The 12,111-nt window shown below is 71.1% G+C and carries 10 protein-coding genes; 4 read left to right on the forward strand and 6 right to left on the reverse strand.

Going from position 1 to position 12,111, the window contains the following annotated elements; translation table 11 throughout:
- Positions 1-49 precede the first annotated feature (49 nt).
- Both SALPAC2_RS0119380 and SALPAC2_RS0119385 read left to right on the forward strand, forming a co-directional pair.
- A complete protein-coding gene (locus tag SALPAC2_RS0119380; RefSeq protein WP_018218295.1) occupies positions 50-541 on the forward strand; it encodes a MaoC family dehydratase in 492 nt (163 codons plus the stop codon).
- A 154-nt stretch (positions 542-695) separates the two neighbouring features.
- Positions 696-2,198 (forward strand): aminopeptidase P family protein, encoded by a 1,503-nt coding sequence (locus tag SALPAC2_RS0119385; RefSeq protein WP_018218296.1) that lies wholly within the window; start codon positions 696-698, stop codon positions 2,196-2,198.
- Between the two features lie 57 nt (positions 2,199-2,255).
- Here the strand turns inward: SALPAC2_RS0119385 and SALPAC2_RS0119390 are convergent, their stop codons facing one another.
- Positions 2,256-4,640, reverse strand: coding sequence for an ABC transporter permease (locus tag SALPAC2_RS0119390; protein WP_026184905.1), 2,385 nt, complete (start codon positions 4,638-4,640; stop codon positions 2,256-2,258).
- On the reverse strand, positions 4,640-5,368 hold the full coding sequence (locus tag SALPAC2_RS0119395; protein WP_018218298.1) for an ABC transporter ATP-binding protein: 729 nt from the start codon (positions 5,366-5,368) through the stop codon (positions 4,640-4,642). Before SALPAC2_RS0119395 ends, SALPAC2_RS0119390 begins: the two co-directional genes overlap by 1 nt.
- A gap of 142 nt (positions 5,369-5,510) precedes the next feature.
- Between SALPAC2_RS0119395 and SALPAC2_RS0119400 the strand changes: the two genes are divergently transcribed.
- Complete coding sequence (locus SALPAC2_RS0119400; protein ID WP_026184906.1) at positions 5,511-6,755, forward strand: sensor histidine kinase; 1,245 nt, start codon at positions 5,511-5,513, stop codon at positions 6,753-6,755.
- Complete coding sequence (locus SALPAC2_RS0119405) at positions 6,752-7,387, forward strand: response regulator transcription factor (RefSeq protein WP_018218300.1); 636 nt, start codon at positions 6,752-6,754, stop codon at positions 7,385-7,387. The genes SALPAC2_RS0119400 and SALPAC2_RS0119405 overlap by 4 nt, the downstream gene beginning before the upstream one ends.
- Here the strand turns inward: SALPAC2_RS0119405 and SALPAC2_RS0119410 are convergent, their stop codons facing one another.
- From SALPAC2_RS0119410 to SALPAC2_RS27380, 4 genes are all read right to left on the reverse strand, one after another.
- Complete coding sequence (locus tag SALPAC2_RS0119410) at positions 7,388-8,083, reverse strand: hypothetical protein (protein WP_026184907.1); 696 nt, start codon at positions 8,081-8,083, stop codon at positions 7,388-7,390. It abuts the gene before it with no gap.
- On the reverse strand, positions 8,080-9,660 hold the full coding sequence (eccE, locus tag SALPAC2_RS0119415) for a type VII secretion protein EccE (RefSeq protein WP_080636956.1): 1,581 nt from the start codon (positions 9,658-9,660) through the stop codon (positions 8,080-8,082). The genes SALPAC2_RS0119410 and eccE overlap by 4 nt, the downstream gene beginning before the upstream one ends.
- A gap of 494 nt (positions 9,661-10,154) precedes the next feature.
- Positions 10,155-11,384: a type VII secretion-associated serine protease mycosin gene (gene mycP, locus SALPAC2_RS0119430; RefSeq protein ID WP_018218302.1), complete on the reverse strand. Its 1,230-nt coding sequence runs from the start codon at positions 11,382-11,384 to the stop codon at positions 10,155-10,157.
- An 82-nt stretch (positions 11,385-11,466) separates the two neighbouring features.
- Positions 11,467-11,949 carry a hypothetical protein gene (locus SALPAC2_RS27380; RefSeq protein WP_162561369.1) on the reverse strand — a complete coding sequence of 161 codons (483 nt, stop codon included), beginning with the start codon at positions 11,947-11,949 and terminating at the stop codon, positions 11,467-11,469.
- Positions 11,950-12,111 lie beyond the last annotated feature (162 nt).

Below are 12,111 nucleotides of genomic sequence, written 5' to 3' on the forward strand. Positions count from 1 at the left end.
CCCGGGCGGCCCCTGACCCTATCCACCTGAAACGTCGGAGAGGCAGCAGATGACGCTACGCCGAGTCAGCGACCACGAGTACATCGAAGAGCACGGTGGGGACTACGAGGACTTCGAACCCGGGATGGTGATCCGGCACTGGCCGGGACGCACCCTCTCCGAGGCCGACAACACCTGGTTGACGCTGTTGACGATGAACCAGCATCCGCTGCACTTCGATCAGCACTACGCCGCCGGCGCCGAGTATGGCCGGGTACTGGTCAACAGTGGCATCACCCTCTGCCTGATCGGCGGGATGACCGTGCAGGCGCTCTCCGCGCGCGCCGTGGCCAATCTGGGTTGGGACAAGGTGCGCCTCAAGGAGCCCGTCTTCGTCGGGGACACTCTCTACGCGACGAGCCGGATCCTGCGGAAGCGGCTGTCCCGGTCCCGTCCCGGCAACGGGATCGTGACGGTGGAGACAACGGGTACGAAAGCGACCGGAGAGCCGGTGATCGTTTTTGAGCGATCCTTCCTGGTCCGCTGCCGGGAGGCTGGCTGAGTCTGCTGCCGGGAGACCGGCTGAGTCCGGTGGCGGGAGGCCGGCACCGGAGCCGGGCACGGCACCTGGAAAGGTGCCATAGCCCATCGACCACTTACCACGTGCGCAAACCGTGGGTCGGCGACGATGACCCGATCTGGCAGGATGTGTCGGCATGACGAGCGAGAAGCAGGCGAAGGCCAGCCACCGCGGCATTCCCAGCAGCAACGAGTTCCGTGAATTCATCGGCTCCGGATGGGCCAACCCCGACCGGGAGCCCACCCCCCGCGCCGCCGTGGCCGACCACGCCGCCCGGCGCCGGGCCGCGCTGTCGCAGCAGTTCCCCGGCGAGCGGCTCGTCATCCCGGCCGGTGGTCTGAAGGTGCGCAGCAACGACACCGACTACCCGTTCCGGCCGCACACCGCCTTCGCCCACCTCTCCGGGCTCGGCGCGCACACCGACCCGGACAGCGTCCTGGTGCTCGACCCGAAGCCGGGCGGTGGCCACCACGCCATCCTCTACTTCCGGCCGCTGGCCCCGCGGGACAGCGAGGAGTTCTACGCCGACTCCCGTCGCGGCGAGTTCTGGGTGGGTCCGCGCCCGAGCATCGCCGACCGGGAGTCGGAGCTGGGCCTCACCGCGCGGCACATCGACTCGCTCGCCGACGACCTCGCCAAGGACGACGCCGCCGCCCGGCTCCGGGTGGTCCGGGACGTCGACTCCCGCCTCACCGAGCTGGTGGACAACGTCCGCATCCAGGCCGGTGCGACCGGCTCGGAGCAGGAGCGGGAGGAGGCGGACGCGGAGTTCGCGCGGCACCTCTCCACCATGCGCCTGATCAAGGACGAGTGGGAGGTGGGCGAGATGCGCAAGGCCGTCGCCGCCACCCACAAGGGCTTCGACGCGATGATCGCCTCGCTGCCCGAGGCGGTCCGCAAGGGCCGCGGCGAGCGCTGGGTCGAGGGCGTCTTCGGCCTCTACTCCCGGCACGAGGGCAACGGCGTCGGCTACGAGTCGATCTGCGCCTCCGGCGACCACGCCAACACGATCCACTGGACGAAGAACACCGGCGAGGTCCGCGAAGGCGACTTGATCCTGATCGACTGTGGGATCGAGATCGACTCGCTCTTCACCGCCGACATCACCCGTACCCTGCCGGTCACCGGCCGCTTCACCGACGTGCAGCGCCGGATCTACGACGCCGTCTACGAGGCGCAGCAGGCCGGCCTGGCCGCGGTGAAGCCGGGCAACAAGTTCAGCGACATCCACGCCGCGGCGAACGCGGTCATCGCCCGGATCCTGCACGAGTGGGGGCTGCTGCCCGAGGGGGTCACCCTGGAGCAGACCCTGGACCGGGAGAAGGGCGGCTGGCACCGCCGTTGGATGGTCCACGGCACCTCGCACCACCTGGGCCTGGACGTGCACGACTGCCAGCTGATGCTGCGCGAGAAGTACATGGACAGCGAGTTGCAGCCGGGCATGATCCTCACCGTCGAGCCGGGCCTCTACTTCAAGTCCGACGACCTGCGGGTGCCGGCGGAGTTCCGCGGCAACGGCGTCCGGATCGAGGACGACGTGCTGGTGACCGAGGACGGCTGCGAGAACCTCTCCGCCGCGATGCCGCGAACCTCCCACGAGGTGGAGGAGTGGATGGCGCGGGTCTGGGCGAACGCCTGACCCCCACCCCCGTACGACGAGGTGGCCCGCGACCGGCGTACCGGTCGTGGGCCACGCTCAGTTCCTCCGCGGCCGCAGCTGGCGCCAGGACACCACGGCGCTCGCGGCCATCGCCAGGGCCAGGGTGCCGAGGACCGCTCCGGCCACCACCGCACCACTGAGCTGCACGGACACGCGGGTCGCGGTCTCGGCGCCGAGACCCGAGGCGACGCCGACCAGCGCCGGCACGGTGGCGAGCAGACCCAGCACCGAGCCGATGATCACCAGTAGTCCGGTCTCGCCGACCGCGACCCCGAGTAGCTGTCGCCGGGTGCCGCCGGCTGACCTCAGCACGGCGAGGCTGCCACGCCGCCCGACCGCCGCCAGAGCCATGCTGTTGGCCACCGCCAGCCCGCTGTAGCCGACCGCGACCACCGTGAGCATGCTCGCCAGGCTGTCGGTCAGCTCGGCGTCGGTGTGGTAGTCCCGCAGCGCGAACTCTTCGGCGTCGTGTAACCGAGCGCCCGCGCCCAGGCGGGCCGGCGCCTGGTCGGCGGCGAGGAAGATGTTGTCGGTCAGGGCCGTCGGATCGTGTTCCCGGACCGTCTTCCGGGAGAGCACGAACGCGCCGCGAGTCGGGTCCGGGGGCAGCACCTCGGCGACCCGCAACGGGACGCTACGTCCATCGGCGAAGCGTACGGTGACCGTCGAGCCGGCCTGCACGTTCAGGAGCTCCGCCATTGTGGTGTCCAGGACCGCCTCGCCCGGCCGGGACCAGCGCGGGTCCCGCGACCCGACCCCGTCGAGTACGGTGTCGCCGCCGTCCGGTCGGGTCACGAAGAGGCGGGTCGGCAGCGGCGCCCGACCGGTCGGGTTCGCCCGGACCACCGCCTCGCTCAGGCCGGGCGCGTTGCCGGGGTCGATGAGCACCTGCCCCGCCAGCTGCCGGGTGACCTCCGCGGGGTACGCCATCCGCATCGTCTCGACCAGCCCATTGATCAGTACGGCGAAGCCCACCGCGACGATGACCGGGGCGGCGATGGAGGCGGCGCGGCGGGGTGAGTTGAGCAGCTCGGCCCGGACGAGCAGCGCGCCCGCGCCACGGGACCGGCGGGCAACCGCTGCCGTACCCAGGCGTACCAGCGGCCCGATCACGACCGGCGCCAGCAGCGCCGCGGCGGCGATGAGGCACATCGACGTCGTCAGCGCCAGGGTGACCCGTTGGTCCGCGTCGCCGACCGCGGTCAGGACGGCCAGCACCAGACCCAGACCGAGGATCGCCAGCCCGGTGGCCCCCCGGCCGCGGCCCAACCGGCGTCGCTCCGTCGCGGCGTCGCGCAACGCCTCGATGGGCGGCACCCGGGTCGCCGAGCGGCTGGCCGCCCCGGCGCCGAGCACGGCGATCCCGGTGCCGACCGCGCCGGCCGCCAGCAACGGCCACGCCGAGATGACGATCCGGGCACCGGGCGGGATGACGTCGAGCCGATCGAGCGACGCCAGCAGGGCGGGCGCCGCGAAGACACCGGCCAGGCAGCCGACCACCGAGCCGAGCAGACCGAGCAGGACCGCCTCGCCGAGCACCAGGCGACGGAGCTGGCGCCGGTCGGCGCCGATCAGCCGGAGGAGCCCGATCTCGCGGCGGCGCTGCGCGGTGGCCAACGCCAGGGTGGCGGTAACCACGAAGATCGTGGTGAAGAGCGCCATGATCGTGATCGAGCCGATCAGCTGGGTGCCGAGGAACCGCCGGTGCGTGTGGTACCCGGGCTCCACCACCCCACGGGCGGCACCGGTCAACGCGGTGCCCCCGCCGCCGACGATCCGGCCCGCCCGGTCGGCGATCTCCGAGCTGGCGGAACCCGGCGCCACCAGCAGCCCGATCGTGGTCACCCCGGTGTCCCGCCGCGCCGCCTCGGCATCGGTGAAGTAGAAGCCGTGCCCCGGTACCGTCCCGCTCACCGTGTAGGTGTGCACGCCGTCCGCAAGGCCGACCGGGAGCGTGGCACCGACGGCCACCCCGAGAGCGGTGCTCACCACCACCTCGTGGTCGGAGCGCGGCGCCCGACCGGCGGTCAGCTCGTACGGCGCCAGCCGGGTACTGGACCAGCCGTGCCCGGCCTCCGCCGCGGCCTCGTCGGGCACCGGCTCGTCGTCGGCGAAGGCCTGCGCATAGAAGTTACGGTCGATGACGGCGGCCGCGACGCCGTCGATCCCCTCGAGCTTCCGGACCAGGTCACCGGCTTCGTGCTCGCTCCACGGTACGCGGTCCCGGAGCGAGCCGGTCGGCTCCGCCGCCTGCTTCGCCACCACCAGAACCGGGGCGTTGGCCACCCGCGGCAGCGGTCTTGGCCGGCTCGAGTCGTAGACCAGGAGGGCGGCGGTGATCAGGCCGACCCCCACCACGACGGCGAGGAAACTGGCGAGAAAGGAACGCCAGTGTTCGCGGAGATTGGCAGCGGCCAGCATCATGCCCCCAGCCGCGCCATCTCGGCGGCGATCCGGCCGGGCTGCGACCCGTCCGCCGGATCGAGCTCCATCCGCTCGGCGATCCGACCATCCTGGAGGAAGACCACCGTGTCGGCGTACGACGCGGCGACCGGATCGTGGGTGACCATGATCGTGGTCTGGGCCCGCTGGTCAACCAGGCGGCGCAGCAGCGACAGCACCGCACGCGAGGCCTCGGTGTCGAGCGCACCGGTCGGCTCGTCGGCGAAGAGCACGTCCGGGCGGGTGATCAGCGCGCGCGCCAGCGCGACCCGCTGCTGCTGACCGCCGGAGAGCTCGCTCGGCCGGTGCCCGGCGCGCTCGCCCAGGCCGACCGCGGCCAGCGCCCCGGTCACCTCCGCCCGGTCGGGGCGGCGGCCGGCGAAACGCAGTGGTAGCTCCACGTTCTGCGCCGCGGTCAGGGACGCGACCAGGTTGAAAGACTGGAAGACGAAGCCGATCCGTTGCCGCCGCAGGGCCGTACGCTGGCGCTCGTCCATCCCGCCGATCTCCTCACCCGCGACGAAGACCTGTCCCGAGCTGGCCTCGTCCAGACCGGCGGCGCACTGCAGGAGGGTGGACTTGCCGGAGCCGGACGGGCCCATGATCGCGGTGAAGCTGCCCCGCGGAAAGCGGAGCGAGACCCGGTCCAGCGCCGGAACCTCCGCCCGGCCCCGGTGATACACCTTGCGTACGCAGTTGAGCTCCACCGCTGGCGAGGCCGAAGATTGAGTAGCAGTCATGGCGTCGATTCGATCGCGTACGGTGCCCCCGCACACTGACCCGGGAGCTAGTCCTCAAGGTAGAGTCCGCCCTACTGCGCGGGGCCCGGTGCTGACCTATCGTGACCCGGTGCGACACGATGGTGAGCGGCGAAGCCGAACCGCGTGGCAGGCGCTGGCCCGGCAACCGGTGGGTTTCCTCGCCTCGGCCTGGCCCTGGCGAGCCCTGCTCTACCTGACCTCAGGCCTGCTCGTCGGCGCGCTGACGATATGCCTGCTCGTGGTGGCGGTCACCGTCGGTCTGCTCACCGCCGTCGTGCTCGTCGGGGTGGTGCTACTGCTTGTCACCGCGCTGATGGGGCTGCCCTTCGCCCGCCTGGAGCGCTGGCGGCTGCGGCTGGTCGACCTGGACGGAATCCCACACCCGCACCGGCCACCGGTGGGGCTGGGGCCGCGCGCCTGGCTGCGTACCCGGCTGACCGAGCCGGCGACCTGGCGGGAGTTCACCCTGATGGTGATCTCAGTGACCGCGCTCTGCTGGGTCGACGCCGCCGTACTCGGCCTCGCCTTCGTGGTGCCGGCGCTGTGCGTCAGCGCGCCGGTTGACGACCCGGCCGCCTGGCCCTGGGCCGTGCTGGGCGGGCTCCTGCTCCTCGCGGCTCCCTACTCGCTGACCGCTTGGGCGGGCGCCCGCGCGGCGCTGTGCCGGATCGTCCTCGCGCCCCGCGGCGTCGAAATCGACCCGCACCTGAAGGAGATCAGCGAGTCGCGGGCGCGGCTGCTCGACGCGTTCGAGACCGAGCGGGCACGCATCGAGCGCGACCTGCACGACGGTGCCCAGCAGCGGCTCGTCTCGCTGAGCGGCACGCTGGGCCTGATCCGCCTGGACCTGCCCGAGCCCTCCACACTGCACCGCCCGCTGGCCGCGGCGCAGGAGCAGGTCGGGCTGGCCCTGGCCGATCTGCGCCACCTGGTCCGAGGCTTGAACCCGCAGGTCCTCACGGACAACGGGTTGGTGGCCGCGCTGGAGGACGAGGCCAGCCGGTTTCCGGTGCCGGTCTCGCTTGACCTGCGGCTCACCGGTCGGCTACCGCAGCCGGTCGAGGCCGCCGCCTACTACGCCGTCACCGAGGCACTGGCCAATGTGGCCAAGCACAGCCGGGCCACCCAGGTTGAGCTGGTCGGACGGCACCACGCCGACCTCCTGTCCCTGGCGGTGCGGGACAATGGCGTGGGCGGCGCGGACGTCTCCGGTGGGACTGGGCTGACCGGGCTGGCGGACCGGCTCGCCGTGCTGGACGGGCGGCTGCGGGTCTCCAGCCCGCCCGGCGGCCCGACCCTCGTACTGATGGAGATCCCATGCCCCTTCGAGTGACCCTCGCCGAGGACTCCGCCCTGCTCCGGGAGGGGCTGGTGAGCATCCTCGGCCGGTTCGGGCACAACATCGTCGACGCGGTGGCCGACGCGGACTCGTTGACCGAGGCCGTCCAGGCCCGGCGCCCAGACCTCATCATCACCGACGTTCGGATGCCCCCGGGCAACGCCAACGACGGACTACGAGCCGCCGTACGGCTGCGCCAGCACCTTCCCCGCCTACCGGTCCTGGTCCTCAGCCAGTACGTGGACCAGTCGTACGCGGCGCAGCTGCTGGACTCCGACGACGGCGTGGGCGTCGGCTACCTCCTGAAGGACCGGGTCGGTGCGGTGGCGGAGTTCAACGCCGCGGTGGAGCAGGTCGCCGCGGGGGCGACGGTGATCGACCCCGAGGTGGTCCGGCAGCTGATGCGCCGCCGTTCCGATCCGAGGCGACGGCTGACCGCCCGTGAGCTCGAGGTGCTCGCGCTGATGGCACAGGGCCGCTCAAACGACATGATCGGCCGGCAGCTGTACGTCACGGACGCCGCGGTCAACAAACACATCGGCAACATTTTCAGCAAACTTGCCCTGCCGGTCACCACTGACGGCCACCGGCGGGTGCTCGCGGTGCTGGCCTACCTGCGGCGCTGATCAGACGCCGCCGCGGGCCACCGAACCCATCAACTGGCGCTCGGTGTGGGTCACACTGAGCATGACCCACTGCACCTTGCCTCTGGTGATCAGGCCGACCATTTCCGGGTGTAGCTGGGTGAACCAGCTCTGCACGCTCGCCAGCCCCAGCGCGTTCGCCGCCATCTCCGCCTCGGTTGCCGTCAGCCGCTGGAGCAGCACGATGTCGCTGCGTACCAGTGCGGTGGAGTCCCAGCCGGCCAGGTCCTCGCGGACCACCAGGGTGGCCCGCCACGGCGTACTGAGCCCGGGGTTGGGGCCGGTGACCGGGCCGGTGTCGACAACCACGAGCTGCGGTTCGGTGGGGTTGGCCGGGGTCGGCGGCGGGCTACCCGGCGGCAGGAACGTGGCGATTTCCCGGCCGATGACGCAGCGCCGCAGGAAACCGTCCCACTCCCGCTCCCGGCCCGTCTGGATGTACAGCCGGGCGCCGAGCGCGATGGCGCGGAAGGCGATCAGCTGGGCGCTGCGGACGCCGCCGACCAGCATCAGCTGGGTCGGTTCGGGGCGGAACACGCGCAGCCCCACCGGGTCCTGCTGTCGGTTGCGACCGACCACGAGGCCACCGCCGCCGGCGACGAGGCGCAGGCCGTCAACGGACGCGGTGTCGGTGCGGTGCAACCCCATCCGACTGTCCGGGAAAGCGACACTCTTCACCGCAGGAAACCTCCGAGCGGTAGCGTGGCGGCCACCCCGTGGGCGTGCTCGCCGTCGAGTCGTTGCAGCTGACCGCCGTGTCGACGGATCGCCTTGTGTAGGGCCTGGTCAGCGGCGGTCAGACCCTCCGGCCCGCTCCCCAACAGCCGGAAGGCCGCCTCCATGGCCAGGTCGTCGCCGTCCACCCGGCTGGCGGCGATCGACACCACACCTCCGGCGGAGGGGAGCCCCCGCAGCAGTGGATCGATCTCCCATCGCTGGCTGGGCCAGTTCAGCAGCCGGTGGCAGCTCTGCCGGGCGCCCACGGTCGACCAGGCCCGCCAGGACTCGTGGGCGAGTGGCTGCTCGCTGCCCGCGCCCGGCGTTGCCCCGGTGAGGTGGGTGAGGGTGGCGACCGCGGCGAGCACCTCGTCCCGGTTGAGCATGCGCGCGGTCACCCGCTCCTGCCGCAGCAGCCGCCGGGTCCGCTGAATCACCTTGGTCAGCGTCGGGAGCAGGTCGCGGTCGGCGTGATAGTCGGGGGTCCGCGCTACCTGGAGCACCACCCACGCCTGCCGGCTGGCCGGCACGTCCCCGTTGGTCAGTTCCCGGTACGCCCGGTCTACCGCCGCCGCGCTCGGGTGGGCGCGCGGTGCCGGGGTCACCTGGATCAGCAACTGCACCACCACCGGCGGGCCCTTCTTGTCTGCCGGCGGCAGCAGTGCGGCGGGGGAGGGCAGGGCCTGCGGAGTGCTCATCAGCAGGGCACCCTCGGTGGGGTCAATGTCGAAGACGACGCTCAGCCCGGCCGGGTGGGTCAGCAACACCGCCGGCTGGTCGTCGATCTCGACAGTCTCCAGCTCGACGCCGCGGCCCAGCTGGGCCAGAAGGTGCCGGGCGGGTTCCGTGTCGACCGCGGCCAACTGCCGGCGTCGCCTCTTGAAGCCCCACCAGACCACGGCCCACTGGTGCAGCCAGCGGCCCTGAATCCGGATCACTGTCGGTACGAGCACCGGCACCGCTACGGCGGCGACCACGGCGGTGAGCAGCACGCTGTGCTGGGTGGCGGCGAGTACCGCCACCAGCCCGACCTGCCACGCCACCAGCTGAACAACGGTGATGGGGCCGAGCCCGAGCGGAGGCCGGTACGGCCGTACCCGGTGGGCATCCGAGCTGTCCGACTTGGGGGGTGCCTCGGCCGCAGTAGCGGCGGCGGCCGACGAGGCGGCTGCCGGCGGCGACGATCCGGCCCGCGGCGGCGATGAGACCGGCGCAGCGGCGGCCGACTGGGGCGCCGTTCCGGCCCACGCCGCGTTGGCCGGTGGTGCCGGTTGAGTCGGCGGTGTCGGGTGCGGCTGCGCCACCGCCGGGTAGGCGTGCTGACCACCGCTGTTGGCCGGTGCTGGCGAGTTAGGCGGTACCGCCGGCGTGCCGTAGACGGTGCTGGTCGCCGCCCGACCTTGCCCGCGCTGCGCGGCCCAGGCGTGCCCCGGCCCGCTGGCCGCCGGGCTCACCGGTTGTGCCGGCACCGGCGCGCCGGCCTGCTGCCCGGCCCCCCACTGCTCGGGCGGTAGCTGTGGGGCCGGCTGAGCAACCACTTCCGGATGGCGCTGCCAACCCGGTTCTCCCGGCCGTGCCGCACCCGGATGAGTCACCTCACGTCCTCCTCAGCTGAGCCGAAGGTGGCACGCCAGCTGGCTGCACCCTCCATAATGGTAAGCGGGGCGTCGGCTTTCGCTGCCACGAGCGGATCACCGATGGACAGGTGCGCGCCAGGCTGGTCCGGGGAGACGAGAAGGGTGCGCGTCATGGCTCCGGGCTTCGTGCGTCGACGGATGGGGTTACGCCGACGATATCCCAGGCGCTCGACCTGGCGGGGCCCCGAGGCCTGGGCGGCCGGCGCGAAAGACCAGGTTGGTGCCACCGACTGATTTGGCCGTTGGTACGGAGCCGTACCAAGACACCAAAGCGGAAGAGCAATGGCCACACCAGTGATGTTGCCGCTCGCCGCAGGAGCGCTGCTGCGCAACGGAACCGCCCATCGGCGCAGTCGTGGTGGTTTTGCCCAAACGTTTTGTGGTCTTGGGCGCGGCTAGTTGGGGCGTTGCCAGTCGGTGTGGTCGGTGGGATTGGGTGGTGTGGTGGTGGGTGTCTGGAGGGTGGTGTGGGTTGTGGGTGTGGTAGCGGCTCGCCGGCGGCGGCGTAGGAGGAGTAGTGCGGTGGTGGTGGCGAGGCCGAGGATGGCGACGATGATTGTGGTGATGAGGATTGGTTGGAGGTTGTTGTTTGACGGTTGTTCTGAGTTGCGGGCGCGGTCGAGGATTGGGTCGAGTGTTGGTTCTGGGGTGGGGGTTTGGGTTTGGGTGGTGCGGCCGTCTGGTTCACCGGTGAGGGCGGCGCGTAGGTCGAGTGTGCCCCAGCCGTATTCGGGGTCTCGGCCGGGTTCGCCGGCGTCGCGGGTGGTTTCGATCATTCGTTTGAACAGGTCTTGTGAGCTGATGTTGGGGTATTTCGATTTCACCAGGGCGACGGCGCCGGAGGCGACTGCGGTGGCACCGCTGTTTCCGTTGGCCGTTGTGTATCTCCCGCCGGGTAACGCTATGTAGAGATCTTCGGCGGGTGCGGCGAGGTGAATCTCCTGGGCTTTGACCGAGCCGATGCTGCTGGGTTGGCCGTCGCGGTCCAGGCCGGCCACCGCGAGCGTGGCATCGTGCCGTGCGAGGGGACTGATGACCGCGTTTTCCCGGTTACCGATAGCGGCGACGACGACTACGTTGTATTGGTAGGCCCGTTCGACCGCCTGGTCGAGGGTTTTGTCCGGCGAACTGTCTAGTGAGACGTTGATGACGTCTGCGCCCTGATCGACCGCCCAGTCGATTGCGGCCGGAATCTCGCTTGCATCGACTACCGTACGGCCTCCGGTTCCCCGGTTGGCGACGGTGATTGGGAGGATTTTGGCTTTGGGGGCGATGCCGAGGACTCCGTCGCGGCCGTTGGGGCCGTGTCCGTGTCCGGCGATGAGGGAGGCTATCCCGGTGCCGTGGCCGGTGCGGTCTGTGTGTCCTTTTGACTGGTTGTCGTAGATGTCGGTGCCGGGTAGGACGTTGTTTTTGAGGTCGGGGTGGGTGACGTCTACGCCGCTGTCGATGACGGCGACGGTGATTCCTTCGCCCTGGGTGATTTTGTGTATTTCGGTTATTTCGAGGGCGTCGAGGTACCAGGCGTCGTTTCGGTCGGCGGCTGCTGCTGGGGCTGGTATGCCGAGGGCCATGATGGCGGTGAGTGCGGCGGTGATGGTGGTGGTTGGGCGGGCGAGGCGCATTCGTGGGTACCTCCTTTGGGGCCGCTGGGGTGGCATGGTGTGGGCCGGTCACCTGTGGTGGGTGACCGGCCCGGGTGGGGGGTTAGCTTTGGCCGAGGGCTTTGCCGTGGTGTCGTGGTCGTTGTTCTGTGGGTGTGGTGATGGTGCCGGTTGGGGGTGGGGTGGTGGTCCAGAGTTCGTCGTCGCCGTCGCCGTATTCCCAGGTTTCGGTTTTGTCGGTGGTGTGTCGTGTTCTGGCGTGGCCGCCTAGTGGTGCGGGTCCGGTGCTGCCGGGTGTTCGGGTGCCGCCAGGTGTTCGGGTGCTGCCGGGTGTTCGGGTGCTGCCGGTGGTGGTCTGGGCGGTGAGGGGTGCGCCGCCGGGCGTTCGGGTGCCGCCGGTGGCGGTCTGGGCGGTGAGGGGTGCGCCGCCGGGTGTTCGGGTGCCGCCGGTGGCGGGCTGGCCGGTGAGGGGTGCGCCGCCGGTTAATGGTGTGGGGCGGTTGGTGGCTGGTGGGGTGCCGTGTGCGCCGTTGAGGCTAGGCGGTGGTGATGGGCGGCCCAGTGCGGGCTGGTGCGGGTTGGACATTGGGCTACGGGCGCCCGTGGCACCCGTGGCACCCGTGGTGCCGGGGGTGTTGGTTCCTAGCAGGGTGGGGCGGGGGTAGCCGGGTCGGTTGGTGGTTGGTGTGTTGGGGCCTACTGGTGTGGGGCGGTTGACCCCTGGTATCACTGGCGGGGGGACGGGTAC

Origin of the sequence: Salinispora vitiensis, from assembly GCF_000378825.1 — a bacterium.
Taxonomy (GTDB): domain Bacteria; phylum Actinomycetota; class Actinomycetes; order Mycobacteriales; family Micromonosporaceae; genus Micromonospora; species Micromonospora vitiensis.